The sequence below is a fragment of the Plantactinospora veratri genome (assembly GCF_036421995.1).
In the GTDB taxonomy this organism is placed as follows: Bacteria; Actinomycetota; Actinomycetes; order Mycobacteriales; family Micromonosporaceae; genus Plantactinospora; species Plantactinospora veratri.
In genome coordinates this window covers 109,811-128,036 of the sequence record NZ_JAZGQL010000012.1, presented here as the reverse complement: position 1 = coordinate 128,036, position 18,226 = coordinate 109,811, and the positions used below count along the sequence as shown (strand labels likewise).

Genomic DNA, 18,226 nt, shown 5'->3' with positions numbered 1-18,226 from the left:
CGCCATCGGGTCGAGCGGGCGGCGGAGGACGTCCTGAAGCTTGTCGATGTCGCTGATCGTACGCGCGTCACCGGGATCCGCGCTGTCGCCGGGCGACGGTCCCGGCCGGGCGGTCGGGGTCAGGCGGCCGGGACGTGCTTCTCCAGGTCGTCGAGGATCTTGCCGGCCGCGGTGACACCGATCCCGGTCATCCAGGTCTCGTCGGCCACCACGTACGCCTTGCCGGCCTTGACCGCCGGGAGGTTCTTCCAGAGGCTGCCGCCGGTCACCTTCGCCTGCTCGGCGGCGGCCTTCTCGCCGAACGCGGTGACGAAGATGATGTCCCCGTCGACCTCGGAGATCCGTTCCGGGCTCACCTTGTCGAACCGCTTGTCCTCCTTGTTCGCCAGCAGTTGGCGCTCCGGCCGGCCCAGTCCGACGTCACCGAGGACGAGGCCGGAGAAGGACTCCGGGCCGTACACCCGGATCTCGGTGGGCCGGAAACGGACGATCGAGATCTTCCGGGCGGCGGGGTCGCCGAGCTTGGCACCGAGGTCCTTCGCCCGCTTCTCGTACGCGGCCAGCAGGTCCTTGGCCTCCTGCTCCTTGCCGAGCGCCTGCCCGTCGAGGAGGAAGTTCTCCTTCCAGGTGATCCCGACCCGCTCGGTGAAGACGGTCGGGGCGATGGCGGACAGCTCGTCGTAGAACTTCTCCTGCCGGAACTTGCTGCCGAGGATCAGGTCCGGCTGGAGCGCGGTGATCGCCTCCAGGTCTGGCTCGGTGAGCAGGCCGACCTGCTTGATCCCGGCGACCTTCTCCGCACCGAAGTACGAGGGCCAGCCGGCCACCTCGCCGGCCTGCGCGGCGCCGATGGGCACCACCCCGAGCGAGAGAGCGGTGTCGATCTTGTCGGAGTCGAGTACGACGACCCGCTTCGGCTGCGCCGGCACCTCGGTGCTGCCCATCGCGTGGGTGACGGTCCGGGTGGCTGCCCCGGCCTCCTCCCCGACCACCGGGTCGCTGCTGGTGCAGCCGGCCAGGCCGGCGCCGAGGGCGGCGACGGTGAGCAGGGTTATGACTGTGCGGCGCATGAGGAACCTTTCTGCAGGGACAGCGTGCCCAGGGCCGGGACGACCAGTGGCGCCCCGGTCACCGGGCAGGGCACGACGACGCAGTCGAGCCCGAAGACGTCGCGGACCAGGTCCGCGGTGAGGATCTGCCGGGGCGGCCCGGCCGCGACCACCGCGCCGTCCCGCATCGCGACCAGGTGGTCGGCGTACCGGGCGGCCTGGTTGAGGTCGTGCAGGACGGCGACGACGGTCCGGCCGCGTTCGGTACGCAGCCGGTGCAGCAGGTCGAGCACCTCCACCTGATGGGCCAGGTCGAGGAAGGTGGTCGGCTCGTCGAGCAGCAGCGCCTCGGTGTCCTGGGCCAGCGTCATGGCGATCCAGACCCGCTGCCGCTGCCCGCCGGAGAGGGTGTCCACGGGGCGCTGCGCCAGCGCCGCGACGTCGGCCAGCACCATCGCCTCGCGGACCGCGACCTCGTCCTCCGGGGACCACTGCCGCCACCACCGCTGGTACGGCTGCCGCCCCCGGCCGACCAGGTCGAGCACGGTCACCCCCTCCGGCACCAGCGGGCTCTGCGGCAGTACGCCCAGCCGGCGGGCGACCGCCCGGGTCGGCAGGTCCCGGATCGCCTCCCCGTCGAGCAGCACCGCACCCCGGCGCGGGGTGAGCAGCCGGGCCATGGTCCGCAGCAGCGTCGACTTGCCGCAGGCGTTCGGTCCGACGATGACGGTGAACGCGTCGGCGGGCAGTTCCAGGTCGAGACCGTCGAGGACGGTCCGGTCCTCGTACCCGACCGTGAGATCGCGGGTGGAGAGCATCTAGGAGACCTTCCGTCGGCCACGGAGCAGCAGGTAGATCAGGTACGGCCCGCCGAGGGCGGCGGTCAGTACCCCGGCCGGAAGCTGGGTGGGGGCGAAGAGCCGGCGGCCGGCGAGATCGGCGAGGACCACCAGCAGAGCCCCGACCAGGGCGGCGCAGAACAGCGGCGGCCGTTCGGCCCGGACCAGCCGCCGGGCCATCTGCGGGGCGGCCAGGGCCACGAAGTCCACCGCGCCGACCTGCGCGGTGACCATCGCGGCGGCCAGTACCCCGGTGGTGGCCAGGCCGACCCGGCGGGCGACCGGGCGCAGCCCGATTCCCCGCGCGGTGTCGTCGTCGAGTGCGCTGCCGTTGAGCGCCCAGCCGGCCCAGGCCAGCACCGGCAGCAGCACCAGCAGGGTCACCCCGAGGTACGCCGCCTCCGTCCAGCCCTTGCCGGCCAGCGTGCCGACCAGCCAGATCTGCGCCCGGATCCCGTCGATCGGGTCCGCCGAGAGCATCACCACCTCGGTCAGCGCCCGCAGCGCCACCGCGACGGCGACCCCGGCCAGCACGAACCGCTGTGCGGCGAGCCCGTGCCGCAGACCGAGCAGCAGCACCGCGACCGCCGCGAGGAGTCCACCGGCGAGCGCGGCGGGGGCGATCAGTGCGGCGCTCGCCCCGGTGGTCAGCGCCACTGTGGCGGCGAGTCCGGCCCCCTGGCTGACGCCGATGACGTCGGGACTGGCCAGCGGGTTGCGGGCGACGGTCTGGATCAGCGTGCCGGCGATGCCGAAGACCGCCCCGACCGCCACCGCCAGGACCACCCGGGGCAGCCGCAGTTCGAGGACGACGAGGTCGTAGCGGGTGCCGGTACCGAGCAGCGACGCGAGTACGTCCTGCGGGGCGACGTACGGGGTGCCGAGCGACAGCGCCAGCACCACGGCGGCGGCGAGCAGCACGACCAGGACCCCGCCGACCAGCAGCGGCCGGTGCCGTACGACCAGCCGGGTGGGGCCGAGCCGGAGCTGGGTACGCCCCAGCGGCACCGCCGTCGTCGTCTCGCTCCGGCCGGTCACGCGGTCACCACCCGGGCCCGACGGATCAGCACGACCAGCAGCGGCGCGCCGAGCAGCGCGGTGACGATGCCGGCCGGGACCTCGCCGGGCGGCGCGACGAGCCGGCCGATGACGTCGGCGGAGAGCAGCAGCGCCGGCCCGAGCAGTGCCGCCACCGCGAGGGTCCAGCGATGGTCGGCGCCAACCAGGGCGCGGGCCAGGTGCGGCACGGCGAGCCCGACGAACGCGATCGGCCCGGCCGCGGCGACCGCCGCCCCGATCATGAGTACGGCACCCGCTCCCCCGGCGAGCCGGACCAGCCCGATCCGGTGGCCGAGCCCGCGGGCGACGTCGTCGCCGAGCGCGAGCGCGTCGAGGCCACGGGCGGCGAAGAGGGCCAGCAGGACGCCGGCGACCACGAACGGTGCGACCTGGCCGGCGACGGCGGCGTCCCGGCCGGTCAGACCGCCGACGACCCAGAAGCGGTACTCCTCGAAGGTGCGGGCGTCGACGGTGAGCAGGGCGATCACCGTCGCGCCGAGGCTGGCGTCCAGGGCGACGCCGACCAGGGCCAGGGTCACCGGGCTGGCACCCTCGCGGGCCCGGTTGGCGATGCCGAAGACGAGCAGGCCGGCGAGGAGTGCACCGACGACACCGAACCAGACGTACCCGGCCAGGCTGGCAACCCCGAACACCGCGATGGCGAGCACCACGCCGAGGGACGCGCCGGCGCTGACCCCGAGGATCCGTGGCTCGGCCAACGGGTTGCGGGTCAGCGCCTGGAGCAGTACCCCGGCCAGCGCGAGCGCGGGACCCACCACGAGGCCGAGCAGGGTACGCGGGACGCGCAGTTCCCGGACGATGGTGCTCGCCTCGCCGCCGTCCGGTGCGATGAGCGCGTGCCACACCTGGGCGGGTGCGAGCGGCTTGCTGCCGAGTGCGAGACTGGCCAGTACCGTCAGGACCAGCAGTACGCCCACCGCACCGGTGACCGCGACGCGCCGGCCGACCCGGCGGCTCGGCCGGGTTCCGGTCCTGGTGACCTCGGCCGCTACCGTCGTCACGATGTTTCCCCGCACCCTTCGAATTAGGTTCGGCTAACCTTACGATTCCCGACCTGGCGCGCCTAACCGGGATGACGGATCTCACCGCCGCGACCTGCACCGGAGCACCGGGCGGAGCAACCCGGCGCCGATGCCACACCCGGACCTCACACTCGGCAACCGATCGTTGACCAAGAGCGGCCGAGGTGGGCGTTACCCGGCCGGCACGACGGCCGATACCGTCGCCGGATGCCGGACGCGATCTTTGCCCACCCGCTGCTCGCACCCGTCTACGACGCCTTCGACGGAGACCGCGACGACCTGCCCGGCTATCTCGCGATCGCCGACGAGCTGGCCGCGGGTACGGTGCTCGACGTCGGTTGCGGCACCGGATCGCTGGCGATCCTGCTCGCTCGGCACGGCCGTTCGGTGGTGGGCGTCGACCCGGCCGAGGCGTCGTTGCGGGTCGCGCGAAGCAAGGACCGGGCGGGACAGGTCCGCTGGATCCACGGTGACTGCACGGCGCTGCCACCGATCGAGGCCGATCTGGCGACGATGACCGGTAACGTCGCCCAGGTCTTCCTGACCGACGACGACTGGGCGCGGACCCTCCAGGGCATCCACGCCGCGCTCCGCCCGGACGGCCACCTCGTCTTCGAGACCCGGCGGCCGGAACGCCGTGCCTGGCAGGAGTCGGCGGGCACGGTGCACCCGGTCACCCTGGAAATCCCGGGCACCGGTCCGGTGCAGCGGCGCCTGGAGGTCACCGACGTCAGCCTTCCGTTCGTCTCCTTCCGGTACGTCTACCGGTTCCTGGCGCACGGCACGGTCGTCACCTCGGACTCCACCCTCCGGTTCCGGCAGCGCGACGAGGTGACGGCGAGCCTTGCCGCCAACGGCTACCGGGTCCTCGACGTGCGCGACGCACCGGACCGTCCCGGCCGGGAGTTCGTCTTCGTCGCCCGACGCACGCCCTGACGCGGCGGCGCCACCGGAACAGCACTCCAGCTTCCCGCCGCCCGGCCAGGCAGTGCCGGAGCGGCGGGCCGAGCCGGTCGGCGACGGAACCGGGGTCAGTCCGGCGGGACGGCGCCCGCGAGCGCCCCGGCGCGGAACCGGTTGGCGGGGCGGGGCAGGCCGTAGTTGTCCCGCAGGGTACGACCGGGGTAGGCGGTACGGAACAGCCCCCGCCGTTGCAGGATCGGCACCACCTGCTCGACGAAGGCGACCAGCCCGGAGGGGAGCACCGGCGGCATCACGTTGAAGCCGTCCGCGGCCCCGTGCTGCCACCACTCCTCGATCGCGTCGGCGACCTGCTCCGGCGTACCGGCGAAGGTGCGGTGCCCGCGACCACCGCCGAGCCGACCGATGAGCTGGCGTACGGTCAGCCGCTCCCGGCGGGCCAGCGCGACGATCAGGGCACGGCGGCTCTTCGCCCCCTCGATCTGCTCCTCGTCCGGCAGGTCTGCCGGCAGTTCCCGGTCCAGGTGCAGGTCGTCCGGGGAGATGCCGAGCGTGATCGCGAGCTGCCGCCTGGCGTGCTCCGGGACGATCAGCCGGTCCAGCTCGTCCGCCAGGGCGTGCGCCTGGGCCTCGGTGCCGCCGAGTACCGGCACGATGCCGGGGAGGATCTTGATCCCCTCCGGGTCCCGCCCCAGCGCCCGGGTCCGGGCCTTCAGCTCGGCGTAGAACGCGCGCGCCTCGGCCAGGGTCTGCTGGGCGGTGAAGACCGCCTCGGCGTACCGGGCGGCCAGTTCCCTGCCGTCGGCGGATGAGCCGGCCTGGACCAGCAGCGGATAGCCCTGCGGCGGGCGCGGCACGTTGAGCGCCCCGGCCACCTTGAAGAAGCGCCCGACGTGCCCGGGTGGGAAGATCCGGTCCTGGTCGCCCCAGACCCCGGCCGCCTTGTCGCCCAGCGCGGCGTCGTCGGCCCAGCTGTCCCAGAGCTTGCGGGACACCTCGATGAACTCGGCGGCGCGCTCGTAGCGGTCCCGGTGTGCGGGCAACTCGTCCAGGTTGAAGTTGCGGGCCGCGTCCGCACCGGCGGTGGTGACGATGTTCCAGCCGGCCCGGCCGCCGCTGACGTGGTCCACCGAGGCGAACCGCCGGGCCAGGTTGAACGGCTCGTTGTAGGTCGTGGACGCGGTGGCGATCAGTCCGATCTGCTCGGTCACCCCGGCCAGCGCGGTGAGCAGTACGGTCGGCTCCAGCGCCCCCGACGGCCGGCGGCCGACGTTGTTCCACAGCACCGGGCTGTCGGCCAGGAACACCGAGTCGAGCTTGCCGCGCTCGGCGATCCGGGCCAGTTCCTGGAAGTGCCGGACGTCGGTGTGCGCGAACGGGTCGCTCTCCGGCAGCCGCCAGGCCGCCTCGTGATGCCCGACCCCCATCAGGAACGCGTTCAGGTGCAGGGTGCCCGGCCGTCGACTCATCGGGGGCCCTCCTCGGTGGAGGTGACGCCCAGGGCGGCGAGCAGCCGCTCGCGGTGTTCCAGGAAACGCGGGTGCCGGTGCTGGCGCGGCGCCGGCAGATCGATCGGGATGTCCACGGTGATCCGGCCCTCCTCGAGCACCAGTACCCGGTCGGCGAGCGCGACCGCCTCGTCCACGTCGTGGGTGACCAGCAGCACCGCCGGCCGGTGCCGCTGGCAGAGTTCCCGGAGCAGGCGGTGCATCCGGATCCGGGTCAGTGCGTCCAGCGCGCCGAACGGCTCGTCGGCGAGCAGCAGCCTCGGCTCGCCGACCAGCGCGCGGGCCAGCGCGACCCGCTGCTGCTCGCCGCCGGAGAGCTGGTTGGGCCAGGCCCGTTCCCGGCCGGCCAGCCCGACCTCGGCGAGCCGTTCCCGGCCGCGCCGGTACGCCGCCGCGCCCCTCGACCCGAGGACCACGTTGGCCAGTACCCGCTGCCAGGGCAGCAGCCGGGCGTCCTGGAAGATCACCGAGGAGTTCGCCGGTACGTCGACCTCTCCGGCACCGGACACGTCCGGGTCGAGCCCGGCCAGCGCCCGCAGCAGGGTGCTCTTGCCCGAGCCGCTGCGGCCCAGCAGGGCGACGAACTCGTTCTCGCCGATCTCCAGGTCGAGCCCGTCGAGCACGGTACGCCCGCCGAAGCGCCGGCTCAGGCCCCGCACCCGGACCACCCGCCGGGTACCGGGATCGTCCCGGGTGTCGACGGTCAGTCCGCCAGGGTGCGTCGCCATGACAGTGCCCTCCTCTGCACGAGCCGGACGGCGCCGTCGGAGAGCAGTCCGAGGATGCCGTAGAGCACCAGACCGACGATGATGATGTCGGTCTGGCCGTACTGTCGGGCCAGCTCCATCAGGTAGCCGATCCCGCTGGTCGAGTTGATCTGTTCGACCACCACCAGGGCGAGCCAGGCGGAGACCACCGCGAAGCGCAGCCCGAGCAGGAAGCCGGGGAGCGCGCCCGGCAGCACCACCCGGCGGACGAACTCGGCGGGGCGCAGCCGCAGCGACTCGGCCAGTTCCACATAGCGCGCGTCGATGCCGCGCAGTCCGTTGTGGGTGTGGATGTAGACCGGTACGAGGACGCCGAGCACGATGGTGACGACCTTCATCCGCTCGTCGATGCCGAGCCAGAGGATCAGCAGCGGCAGCAGCGCGAGTGCGGGGATGGCCCGCTTGATCTGGACCGGCCCGTCGATGATCGCCTCGCCCCACCGGCTCAGCCCGGCGACCAGGGCGAGCACCGTGCCGATCAGCACCCCGAAGACCAGGCCGAGTCCGGCCCGCTGCGTGGAGATCAGCAGGCTCTCCTGGAGCCGACCGCTGGCGATCAGGTCGCCGGTGGTGGCCAGCACCGTCCACGGCGCCGACAGGGTCCGCTCGTCGAGCAGGCCGGTCAGCGACCCGACCGACCAGACCGCGAGCAGCAGCAGCGGTCCGACGGCCGCGCCGAACGGGATCGGCCGGCCCGGTCCGAGCCGGCGTCGACGACGGGCCTCCGATCGGGGTACGGCGGGAGCCGACGGCCTGCGCCGCGGTCTGCGGACCGTCGCCGGACCCGGTCGGGTGGTCACCGGATCAACCTGGGTGGTCACTTCACTCCCTCCCGGAACGCGGCGGCGCCGAGCGGCTCGTAGCGCCGGTCGTACAGGTCGGCCGCGTCCAGCGGCCTGTTTCCGGTCTCCTTCGCGAGCAGGTCGACGGTCTGCTGGTGCCGGGCGATCACCTCGGACCACCCGGCCGGGATCTCCGGCACCCCGGCGTTCTCGACCAGCCATCGTCCGTCCTGTTCGGACAGTCCCTGGTCCCTGACGTAGTACCGGTCGATCCACTCGTCCGGGTTCTGCGCGATCCACACCCAGGCCCGCGCCCAGCGCTGCACGTACTCGCGGATCGCCGCCGCCTTCGCGGAATCCTGGAGTACCCGCTCCGGGGCGTAGAGGTGGCCGGGGTCGTCGCGCAGGCCGTGCGGGATGGCGGTGGCGCCGTCCCTGCCGTACTTCGACAGGTAGCGCTTGATGTTGATGCCGCCGATCGGCGCCACGTCGACCTGCCGGCTGGCCAGCGCGGTCGGGTACACGTCACCGGTGCTGGCCAGTTCCACCAGCTTGACGTCGTCCCTGGCCAGTCCGGCCCGGTGCAGCACCCGCAGCACCAGCGCGCCCTGCGCCTGCCCGGGACTGTAGGCGATCCGCTTGCCGCGCAGGTCGGCGAGGCTGCCGACGCCGGCACCGGGGGCGACGCCGAGCTGGTAGATCGGGTGGTTGACCGGGTCCTGCCGGAACTTGGCCGCGACGATCCGGGTCGGCAGCCCGGTCCAGGCGGCGTGGATCGGCGGGATGTCGGCGACCGCGCCGACGTCGAGCGCGTCGGCGCGGAACGCCTCCAGGGTTTCCGGGCCGCCGCTGAGGTTCGCCCAGGAGACCTCGAAGCTGAACCTCTCCGCCTCGCCGGAGAACTCGATCGCCTTCTGGATCTCCTTGTCGCCGACCCGCAGCACCGTGCCGTCGGGTACCTCGGCGGGCAGGGGCGCGTCGAAGGCGAGCCGGACCGTGGGGGCGTCGTCGCCGGCACAGCCGGCGAGCCCGGCGGCGGCCACCCCGAGGGCGGCGCCGAGGAGGGTACGCCGGCGGAGTACCGGCGGCCCCTGGCGGAGGAGGGCGGGATGGGGCGGAGATGGCATGGCGGACTCCTGCGCGACGGGCCCGGTCGGGCCGGCGGACTGGATCGAAGGTGGGGCGGCGGGGTGTTCAGGCGGCGAGGGAGGCGTAACGCCCCATGTGGTAGAGCAGCGGCGCGTCGCCGTCCTCGGTGTGTGCACCGGCCAGCGGCTCGGCCAGCACGATCGCGTGGTCACCGGCGACCACCCGCTCGGCGACCCGGCAGACCAGCCAGGCCACCGGCCCGTCCAGCAGCGGCACGCCGTACGGGCCGGGTCGCCAGCCGGGATGCTGGGCGAACCGGTCGATGCCGCTGGTCGCGAAGGTACGGGCCACCTCGTGCTGCCCACGCGCCAGCAGGTGTACGGCGACGTGTCCGGTACGGGCCACCGTCGGCCAGCTCGACGACGTCCGGGACAGGCAGAAGGAGACCAGCGGCGGGTGCAGCGAGACCGAGGTGAACGAGGTGGCGGTGAAGCCGACCGGTGGTTCTCCGGCCGCGGTCACCACGGTCACCGCGGCGGCCTGCCGGCGCAGCAGTGCCCGGAACCGCGTCCCGTCGATCGGGCTGTGCGCAGGTACGTCGATCGGCGTCGCGTGGGTGATTGTCATGACGTCTCTCCTAGCCGTCCGGCCGCCGACGGCGGCAGATGGGCAGCGACCATCCCCGCTGCTGGTCCACTCCGGAGGGTGGTACCGACATCGGGTGGCCGGAAGGGATGTGCGGTGGTGCGTGCAGGTGTGCATCGGCGCACGAGGGCGTGCGAGGGCGTGTGGTGCTCAGCCGGCGCGGCCGGAGCAGACCCGGCAGCCGCCGGGCCGGCCAGCGCGCGGTCGCCCGCACGACGGTGTGCGGCGGGGTGACGTGCGACGGATCAGCGGGCGGCGGGATGCGCGGGCGGCCCGGCGCCGCGACCGGCGGGGAGCCGGGGGGTCGAGGTCAGCGGGGACAGCCCGCGCTGGCGTGACGCGCCAGGTCGATGTGCAGCCGGCTGACGAGGTGGAGGATGAATCGCCGCTGCATGTGATCCATCCTGCGGCGCCCTCAGGAACCGGTCAACGCCCTTCCAGAGTGTGAGAATCGACCGTAGTCGAGCCGTCAGCGGGACGGGCACCAGGCGCGAAACATCGGTAACGCTCGTGGCCTTATCCGTGTAACAGCAGCTAAACAACGATGTGACTTCGACGATGTCGAAGACGGCGAGCCGGCGCCGACAACCTACTAAGCCGATGGGGTTTTGGATATATCGCGCCACCGGCGCCGCGCGGACCGGCAGGGCGAGTCCTTCCCTGTGGAAACCCTTGGCGGAAGGCGAACGACCGTGCTATCAATGCGGGGTGAGCAAGGGTGCGGCCACCCGACAGGCGGTGCTGGCGGAGGCGACCGAGGTCGCCAGCCGGCTCGGTCTCGGCGGCCTGACGATCGGCTCGCTCGCCGCCCGGCTCGACATGTCCAAGAGCGGGCTCTTCGCGCACTTCCGCTCCAAGGAGGCGCTGCACCTCCAGGTGCTCGCCTACGCCCGGGACGCCTTCAGCGCCGAGGTGGTCCGTCCCGCGCTGCGCGCCCCCCGGGGAGAGGCCCGACTGCGGGCCCTCTTCGAGAATTGGATAAACAGCGTCGATGTCGCCGCCGGCTGCCTTTTCGTCTCGGCCTCCACCGAGTTCGACGACCAGCCGGGCGCGGTCCGGGACCAACTGGTCGCCGACCACAAGGACCTCGCCGACGTCATCGCGCAGATCTTCCGGACCGGGATCGCCGAGGGCCAGTTCGACGAGGCCGCCGATCCGGAGCGGTTCGCCCACGACCTGCACAGCGTCATGCTCGGCGCTTTCCACGCGCAGCGCCTGCTGAACGACCCGCGCACCGAGACCTGGACCCGGCAGGCCTTCGAGGCCCTGCTCGACGCCGCACGACCGAAGTCCGGCTGAACGACCACAACCCCGAGGAGCCGTCATGCCCAGTCCACACGTCCGGAGCAAAAAAAGCACGATCGTTCGTTCCTTTCGCCGAGCCGCCGTCGTCGGTACGTTCCGGGCCCTCTTCGGTACCCTCGAACACCTCGAACACCTCGAACACCTCGCGCCGGAGGCCGGCGGCCGGCTCGCGCTGCGGCTCTGGTGCACCCCGCCCCGCCGCCGCACCACCGCACCCACCCTGCCGGCCGGACCCGCCGGAGCCGCCACCTTCACCGGCCCGTACGACGGCGCCCCCTTCACCGTCGACGTCACCGGCGGTACGGTCACCGGCCGGGCCTGGGGCAGCGGCCCCTTCGTCTACCTGGCACACGGCTGGGGCGGTTCGGCCAGCCAGATGCACGGCTTCGTCCCCACGCTGGTGGCGGCCGGATACCGGGTGGTCGCCTGGGACGCGCCCAGCCACGGCCGGTCCGGACCGGGCGCGCTCGGCCCACACCGCAGCACACTCGCCGAGTTCGCCGACGCGCTGGTGGCGGTCGTCCGGGCCCACGGTCCGGCGCACGCCGTGATCGCCCACTCGCTCGGTGCCAGCGCGACCGGGCTCGCCGTCCTCGACGGGCTGCCGGTACGCCGGCTGGTGATGGTCGCGCCGATGGCCGACCCCCTCCCCTACATCCAGGCGTTCCAGCGGACGCTCGGCATCGGCCCGCGGGTCGGTGCCCGGCTCATCGCCCGGATGGAGTCGCTGGTCGACCGGCCGATCGCCGACTACGACCTCGGAGCGCGGGCCCGCGCGGCGGGTCAACTGCCGCCGCTGCTGGTCGTGCAGGACCGCAAGGACCGTGAGGTGGACCCGGCCGACGGCGTCACCATGGCCACCGCCTGGCCCGGCCGGCTGCACCGCACCACCGGGCTCGGGCACGCACGCATCCTGGCCGATCCCGAGGTCGTACGCCGGGTGGTCGACTTCGTCCACCACGCCGAGAGCGAGAACGAGAACGGAACCTACGTCGTGCCGCGCGGCGCCGCCGGCACCGGCCCGGCCCCGGGTGCCGCGCCCCGGAACGGATCGACCGTCACCGGCTCCGCCGACGGGTCACGGCTGCCCGGCGGGGCCACCGGACCGGCCGGGACACGACCGCAGCCAGGCACCGGCCAGGTGCCCCCGGCAGGACGGGAGGAGACCCTTCCGGTACCGCAGGAGGTGGTGTGACGGGCGGCGGTCCCGCGATGGGCTGACCCCGCCGGGTACCGGCCCGGAACGTGAAACCCCGTGCCACACTTGCCGGATGCGGCGCCTGGTGATCCTCGTGGCTGCGGCGGTGCTGGCGCTTCCGGCGGGGGGCGCGGCGGGCGAGCCGGCCGCCGCCGGGCAGGTGCCGGCCGGCAGCCGGGCCACCGCCGGCACCCCGGTCTGCACGGTCGACGACGAGCGGTTGCCCGAGGTGTCCGGGCTGGCCGCCACCGACGACGGCTACGTGGTGGTCAACGACAGCTCCGATGTGGACAGTCGGCGACGGATCTTCTTCCTCGACCGGGACTGTTCGGTCACCCGCACCGTCCGCTACCCGTCGCGCCCCCGGGACACCGAGGACCTGGTTCGGGCGCCGGACGGCACGATCTGGATCGGTGACATCGGCGACAACGACCGGGTACGCGAGACGGTGGCGCTCTGGAAACTGGCCCCGGGTGCCCGGTCGCCGGTACTGCACCGGGTCAGCTATCCGGACGGCGCGCACGACGCGGAGGCGTTGCTGCTCTCCGGCGACGGCACCCCGATCATCGTCACCAAGGACTCCGGCACCCCGGGGCTCTACGCCCCGGCCCGGAGCCTGCGGGCCGGACAGACCACCCCGCTGCGCAAGGTCGGCCAGTTCACCCTGCCGAGGAGCAGCACCAGCAACCCCTTCTCGATCTTCGGCCGGCAGCTCGTCACCGGCGGCGCGGTCGCCCCGGACGGCAGCCGGGTGGTACTGCGCACCTACGCCGACGCCCTGGAGTTCGACGTCACCGACGGCGACGTGGTCCGCGCCGTCACCGAGGGGACGCCCCGGATCATCCCGCTGCCCGACGAACCGCAGGGTGAGACGGTGACGTACGGCCCGGACGGGACGACCCTGCTGACCCTCTCGGAGAAGGCCGAGGGCGAGTCCGCCGCCGACCCGGTGCTGCTGCGCTATCCGTTGGCGAACCGGGAGCCCAAGCCCTCCTCGTCGGCCGGTGCCGCCGCCCCGGCGTCGCCGGACGACACTCGTCTCGACCGGGACCGGGCGGCGGAGTCGAGCCAGGAGGTGACCGGCCGGTTCGTCGGCGCGGTCGCACTGACCCTGCTGTTCCTGGTGGCGGTCGGCGGATTCGCCATCTGGCGGGCCCGCCGCCGGCCGTCCGGCCGGGGTCGATAGCCGGCACCCGGGCCGAGCAGATGTGGGGGCGACGCGGGCCTACTGGAGCCCCACCGAGCGCCTGGCACTGGTCAACGCGGCCTGCTGCTCCCCCGGGAAGTAGCCCCACGGCCAGGACGACGCCCGCTCGCCGCCGCGCTCCAGGTGGGTCCGGGCCCGGTCGCGTACTCCCGCCCTGCTGTAGTAGGCGCCGAACATCTGGTGCGCCACCATCAGCCAGGGATGGTCGGCGTAGGCGGCGGCACCGGCGAGGAACCGGTCCGACGCCGCGTCGACCTCGGCCCGCGCGCCGCGCTTCTTCAACGGGCCGCTGGTCATCACCCGGTACATCCGCGTCGCCAGGTTGCCGACCATCCAGCCGTCGACCCAGACCTCGATGTACGCCTGCGGCGCGAGCGACCACAGCGGGTGCCCGTCCGGCAGGGTGGTGCGGCGCTCACGCGTGAAGCCGAGCATCTGGTCGGTGCTGCCGTACCACTTGCGGCACAGGATGCTCAGCCGCTGGTGGTTGCCGAGGAACGAGTCCGGAGCGAGCGCGAGCAGCCGGTTCCAGATCGCGTGCGGCTCGTCCGGGTGGATCGGGGCCGCCTTGGCGACACTCTGCATGACCGTCCACGGCGCCGGGTCGTCCGGCGCCAGTTTCGCCGCCAGTCGCAACATGTCCCGGGACTCGCGGGACAGCTCCAGCAATCCGCGTACCTGCCGTTCCGAGGTGTACTTCAGCTGAGCCGCGCCGCGCGCGGCCCACGCGGCGGAGCGCATGGCCGAGCCGGACAACAGCCACCAGTGCGGGTCGTCGGCGGCCCGTTCCGCCTCGGCCCGCAGGGTGCCGAGCTGCGCGATCCCGGCGTCGCCCAGTACGTCGACGTAGAGTTCACGGCGTTCCGGGCCACCGGCGCTCTCGGCCAGGGCCCGGTACGCCGGGATCGGGTCGCCGGAGGCCAGGGCGTCGACCGCGTGTTGCAGCACCGGGTCGGACCAGGCCAGGTTCATGTCGCTCGGCAGAGTCACGGCGGCGGACACTATCAGGTCCCGTCCGCGCCCCGCTGGCCGTGACGACCCCGTCGGCCCATTGCCGGCGCGGGTCAGCTCCCGTCGGCGCCGTCGAAGAGTCGGCGGTACTCGCCGTAGCCCTCGCGTTCGAGGTCGGCCAGCGGTACGAAGCGCAACGAGGCGGAGTTCATGCAGTACCGCATCCCGCCCCGGTCCCGTGGGCCGTCGTCGAAGAGATGGCCGAGGTGGCTGTCCCCGTGCGCCGACCGCACCTCGGTACGCACCATCCCGAGAGTCGTGTCGTCGATCTGCACCACGTTCGCCGGTTCGATCGGCGCGGTGAAACTCGGCCAGCCGGTGCCGCTGTCGTACTTGTCGACGGAGGCGAACAGCGGCTCGCCGGAGACGACGTCGACGTAGATGCCGGGTTCCTTGGTGTCCCAGTAGGCGTTCCGGAACGGCGGTTCCGTGCCGCTCTCCTGGGTGACGTGGTACTGCTGCTCGGACAGCCGGGAAATGGCCTCCGGGTCCTTGCGGTACTCCTTCGACACCACCAGTCCTCCTTGCCCGGATCCTGCCCGGACGGGTACGCCGGGCACTGCACCACCACCGGCCGGCGCTGGTCGCGCGGGCGGCAGAGCCGGAGTTTGCTACCCGGCCGGCGGCGCCGGAAACCCTGGCCGCGCCGTGGGTGGTCCGGGGCACCCGCTCGGGGGCGGTCGGGCCGGTGCGCCCGGCGGGTTCCGGGTCCGGGCACCCGAGCCGGAACCACCGGCGACGGCCGGCTCACCACCGGTGGGCCGCCCCTTCGGCGCCGACGACGGTCCCGACGACCTGGCCCGGATGGTCGAGCCTGGCGAGCTTGCTGCGCACCTCCCCCGCCTCGATGTGGTCGACCTCGCCGAGCACCTCCAGCGCCTCCCGCCAGACGTCGGCGGCGGCGCGCAGGTCACCGAAGGCGTGGTGGGTGTCGCCGAGATGCGACAGCGTGATGCCCTCCAGGTGGCGGTCACCGATCGCCCGGTAGAGCCGCAGCGCCTGGTCGTAGCAGCGCAGCGACCGGTCCCGGTGGCCGAGGTGGTGGTGCGCCCGCCCGAGACTCCCCCAGGTGTTGGCCTGACCGTTGCGGTCGTCGAGTTCCTGGAGCTGGGCGAGGGCCTGCTCGCAGTAGGCCAGTGCCGAGGAGTGGTCGTCCAGCAGGGTGAGGCACCAGCCGACCGCGTTGCGCGCCCGCGCCTCCCCGTGCCGATTGCCGGCCGCCTCGAGCAGTCCGAGCCCCCGCCGGGCGTGGTCGAGCGCCTCGGAGAGCCGACCCCGCCGTTCCCACATCAGCGCCAGGTTCAGGTGCGTGTGGCCCTGCCCGACCTGGTCACCGGCATCGCCGTACAGCTCCAGCGCGTTGCGGAGCTGGGCATCCGCGTCGTCGAGCCGGGCCAACCGGGTGTAGGCCCGGGCGAGAAACCGGTGTGCGACGGCCTCGGCCGCCGGGTCGGCCAGCCGGCGCGCGGCGGTCACCGCGGCGCGCTGGGTGGCGACCAGGTCGTACCAGTGGCTGCTGCGGTCCAGATAGGTGGCGAGGATCCAGCCGAGCTGCCACGTCCGGGCGTCCCGCCCGGTGCTGGCGGCGTACTCGAGGACGGCCAGCAGCACGAGACGCTCGGTGGCGAACCAGTCCAGCGCCCGCTGGTGGTCCACCGGTTGCTCCCGGGTGACCCCGGGACGGATCCGGCCGAGCGGAAGGGGCGCCGGCTCGGTCCGCAGCAGGGCGTCGGCGGCGTCCCCGCTGTGCAGGTAGTGGTCGAGCAGCCGGTCGACGGCGGCCCGGCGCCGCCGCTCCGAGTCGACCCGTTCGGCCACCTCGGCCGCGTACGCCCGCAGCAGGTCGTGCGGGGCGTACCGGCCGTTGGACCGTTGTCCGACCAGGTTGGACCGGGTCAGTTCGGCCAGCGTCTCGCGGGTCTCGGCGAGCGGCCGGCCGGCGAGGCTGGCAGCGGCGGCGGCCGAGAGGTCCGGCCCGGGGTGCAGGCCGAGCAGCCGGAAGAGTCGCGCGGCGGCGGGGCTGAGCGACCGGTACGACCAGGAGAAGACCGCCCGCAGGTCGGTGGTCGGGTCACCGGTGCTCAACGCGTCCAACCGGTCGGCACCCCGGCGCAACTGGCCGGCCAGCTCGCCGAGGGAGAGGTTCCGGCTGGTGGCGACCCGGGCGGCCACGATCGCCAGCGCCAGCGGCAGCCCGGCGCACCGGGCCAGGATCTCGGCCACCGCCTGCGGCTCGTCACCGGTCGGGGACCCGCCGATTCGACGCAGCAGCAGTTCGCGGGCCTCCCGGGCCGGCAGCGGTTCGACCGGTACCGGTCCGGCACCCTCGATGGCGACCAGGTCTGCCAGCCGGGCCCGGCTGGTGACCACGGCGAGGCAGCCGGGACCGCCGGGCAGCAGCGGGCGGACCTGGGCGGCGTCCCGGGCGTTGTCCAGCAGCACCAGCATCCGCCGGTGGAACATCTGGCTGCGGTAGAGCGCCGCCTGGGCGTCCAGGTCGGTCGGGATCCGCCTGGCGGGCACCGCGAGCGCGTCGAGGAACTGCCGCACCGCCTCGGCCGGATCCACCGCCGGGCCGGCGGGGTCGAAGCCGCGCAGGTTGACGTAGAGCTGGCCGTCCGGGAACCGGTGCGCCACCTGGTGCGCCCAGTGCACCGCCAGGGTGGTCTTGCCGACCCCGGCCGTGCCGGAGACCACGGCGATCACCGTCGCGCCCGGTCCGGGCGGCCGGGTCGCCCGGTCCAGCAGACCGTCGAGCCGGGACAGCTCGGCGGTCCGGCCGGTGAACTCGGTCAGGTCCGCCGGAAGCTGCGCCGGCCTGGGGGCGCTGCGGGCCGCCGCCGGCAGGGTCACGGTCTCCGCCCGGGCCGGTCGGCCGGTCGGCTCCTCGTCGTGCAGCAGCGCCGCGTGCGCCGCCGCCAGCGCCGGCCCGGGGGCCACGCCGAGGTCGTCGGCGAGCCGGCGGCGCACCTCGTGGTACGCGGCGAACGCCTGCCCCCGCCGCCCGGCCGCGTGGTACGCCCGGATCAGCCGCGCGTGCGCGGCCTCGTCCAGTGGCGCGGCGACCGCGGCCTCCGCCAGGATCGGCAGTCCCTCGGCCGCCCGGCCGGCGGCGATCATCACCTCGCCGTACCGGCCGAGTGCCGACTGCCGCTCGCCGAGTAGCGCGACCACCTTCGGATGGCTGGCCAGGGTGGGTACGTCGGCCAGCGGTGCACCGTGCCACAGCGCCAGTGCCTCGCCGAGCAGTTCCGCCGCCGCGTCCAGTTGCCCACGCCGTTGCGCGGTCGTGGCGGCGTCGATCCGCTGCCGGAACCTTGTGACGTCCAGCCCGGCGTCGGGCAGGTGCAGCGCGTAGCCGTCGCCGACCAGTCGCAGCACGGTGCCCTGGTCCCGGGGTCGCCGCTCCGGCTCGAGTAGCCGGCGCAGGTGCTTGACGTGGGTCTGGATGACGTTCGCCGCGCTGGTCGGTGGTTCCCGGTCGTACCAGAGGCCGCTCATCAGTTCGGCGCGTTGCAGTGGTTTGCCGCCGGCCAGCGCCAGCAGGCCGAGCACCACCCGTCGGGCCGCCGGCCCCAGGTCGAGCGATTCGCCGTCGCGCCAGGCCCGCACCGGACCGAGCAGCTGAATCCGCACGAGCGCCCCCCGCCCTCCGTCCACCAGCCGCCGCGCGCGGGTGATCCGGTGCGGCGCCCACTGCCGTCGAACTTAGATCAGCGTCGCTTGATGTGCCTATCGGACCAACGGCGGTTTCCGGGCGTACGCCCGAACGTCGTCCGGGTCGGCGCGCCGGTCGGTGTCCT

General features: G+C 73.7%; 16 protein-coding genes. 4 read left to right on the top strand and 12 right to left on the bottom strand.

What is annotated here, in order from left to right:
• Positions 1-119: 119 nt before the first annotated feature.
• From V1634_RS17400 to V1634_RS17385, 4 genes are read right to left on the bottom strand one after another with little or no spacing between them, the layout of a single operon-like run.
• Positions 120-1,070: an ABC transporter substrate-binding protein gene (locus V1634_RS17400; protein ID WP_331208883.1), complete on the bottom strand. Its 951-nt coding sequence runs from the start codon at positions 1,068-1,070 to the stop codon at positions 120-122.
• Complete coding sequence (locus V1634_RS17395; protein ID WP_331208882.1) at positions 1,052-1,867, bottom strand: ABC transporter ATP-binding protein; 816 nt, start codon at positions 1,865-1,867, stop codon at positions 1,052-1,054. The genes V1634_RS17400 and V1634_RS17395 overlap by 19 nt, the downstream gene beginning before the upstream one ends.
• Entirely contained in the window at positions 1,868-2,926 is a 1,059-nt protein-coding gene (locus V1634_RS17390; protein WP_331208881.1) for a FecCD family ABC transporter permease, read from the bottom strand. It abuts the gene before it with no gap.
• On the bottom strand, positions 2,923-3,969 hold the full coding sequence (locus V1634_RS17385) for a FecCD family ABC transporter permease (protein ID WP_331208880.1): 1,047 nt from the start codon (positions 3,967-3,969) through the stop codon (positions 2,923-2,925). Before V1634_RS17385 ends, V1634_RS17390 begins: the two co-directional genes overlap by 4 nt.
• 228 nt (positions 3,970-4,197) lie before the next feature.
• Here V1634_RS17385 and V1634_RS17380 point away from each other — a divergent pair, with 228 nt between their 5' ends.
• Complete coding sequence (locus V1634_RS17380; RefSeq protein WP_331208879.1) at positions 4,198-4,926, top strand: class I SAM-dependent methyltransferase; 729 nt, start codon at positions 4,198-4,200, stop codon at positions 4,924-4,926.
• A 95-nt stretch (positions 4,927-5,021) separates the two neighbouring features.
• On the opposite strand, the gene V1634_RS17375 is transcribed toward V1634_RS17380, so the two are convergent.
• The 5 genes from V1634_RS17375 to V1634_RS17355 all read right to left on the bottom strand — a co-directional run bounded on the left by V1634_RS17375 (position 5,022) and on the right by V1634_RS17355 (position 9,684).
• Positions 5,022-6,380 (bottom strand): LLM class flavin-dependent oxidoreductase, encoded by a 1,359-nt coding sequence (locus V1634_RS17375; protein ID WP_331208878.1) that lies wholly within the window; start codon positions 6,378-6,380, stop codon positions 5,022-5,024.
• Complete coding sequence (locus V1634_RS17370; protein ID WP_331208877.1) at positions 6,377-7,147, bottom strand: ABC transporter ATP-binding protein; 771 nt, start codon at positions 7,145-7,147, stop codon at positions 6,377-6,379. Before V1634_RS17370 ends, V1634_RS17375 begins: the two co-directional genes overlap by 4 nt.
• The gene (locus V1634_RS17365) at positions 7,123-8,007 is read right to left on the bottom strand and encodes an ABC transporter permease (protein ID WP_331208876.1); all 885 of its coding nucleotides are present in this window, start codon (positions 8,005-8,007) and stop codon (positions 7,123-7,125) included. Before V1634_RS17365 ends, V1634_RS17370 begins: the two co-directional genes overlap by 25 nt.
• Positions 8,004-9,095 carry an ABC transporter substrate-binding protein gene (locus tag V1634_RS17360; protein ID WP_331208875.1) on the bottom strand — a complete coding sequence of 364 codons (1,092 nt, stop codon included), beginning with the start codon at positions 9,093-9,095 and terminating at the stop codon, positions 8,004-8,006. The genes V1634_RS17365 and V1634_RS17360 overlap by 4 nt, the downstream gene beginning before the upstream one ends.
• Positions 9,096-9,162: 67 nt before the next feature.
• Positions 9,163-9,684 (bottom strand): flavin reductase family protein, encoded by a 522-nt coding sequence (locus V1634_RS17355; RefSeq protein WP_331208874.1) that lies wholly within the window; start codon positions 9,682-9,684, stop codon positions 9,163-9,165.
• 726 nt (positions 9,685-10,410) lie between these two features.
• Between V1634_RS17355 and V1634_RS17350 the strand changes: the two genes are divergently transcribed.
• The 3 genes from V1634_RS17350 to V1634_RS17340 all read left to right on the top strand — a co-directional run bounded on the left by V1634_RS17350 (position 10,411) and on the right by V1634_RS17340 (position 13,391).
• On the top strand, positions 10,411-11,001 hold the full coding sequence (locus V1634_RS17350; RefSeq protein WP_331208872.1) for a TetR/AcrR family transcriptional regulator: 591 nt from the start codon (positions 10,411-10,413) through the stop codon (positions 10,999-11,001).
• A 25-nt stretch (positions 11,002-11,026) separates the two neighbouring features.
• Entirely contained in the window at positions 11,027-12,202 is a 1,176-nt protein-coding gene (locus V1634_RS17345; RefSeq protein ID WP_331208871.1) for an alpha/beta fold hydrolase, read from the top strand.
• Positions 12,203-12,278: 76 nt separating this feature from the next.
• Entirely contained in the window at positions 12,279-13,391 is a 1,113-nt protein-coding gene (locus tag V1634_RS17340; protein WP_331208870.1) for an SdiA-regulated/phytase-like domain-containing protein, read from the top strand.
• Between the two features lie 39 nt (positions 13,392-13,430).
• On the opposite strand, the gene V1634_RS17335 is transcribed toward V1634_RS17340, so the two are convergent.
• The 3 genes from V1634_RS17335 to V1634_RS17325 form a co-directional block, all read right to left on the bottom strand.
• A complete protein-coding gene (locus tag V1634_RS17335; protein ID WP_331208869.1) occupies positions 13,431-14,402 on the bottom strand; it encodes a hypothetical protein in 972 nt (323 codons plus the stop codon).
• Positions 14,403-14,476: 74 nt separating this feature from the next.
• The gene (gene msrB, locus V1634_RS17330) at positions 14,477-14,938 is read right to left on the bottom strand and encodes a peptide-methionine (R)-S-oxide reductase MsrB (protein ID WP_331208868.1); all 462 of its coding nucleotides are present in this window, start codon (positions 14,936-14,938) and stop codon (positions 14,477-14,479) included.
• A 232-nt stretch (positions 14,939-15,170) separates the two neighbouring features.
• Complete coding sequence (locus V1634_RS17325; protein WP_331208867.1) at positions 15,171-18,059, bottom strand: AfsR/SARP family transcriptional regulator; 2,889 nt, start codon at positions 18,057-18,059, stop codon at positions 15,171-15,173.
• Positions 18,060-18,226 lie beyond the last annotated feature (167 nt).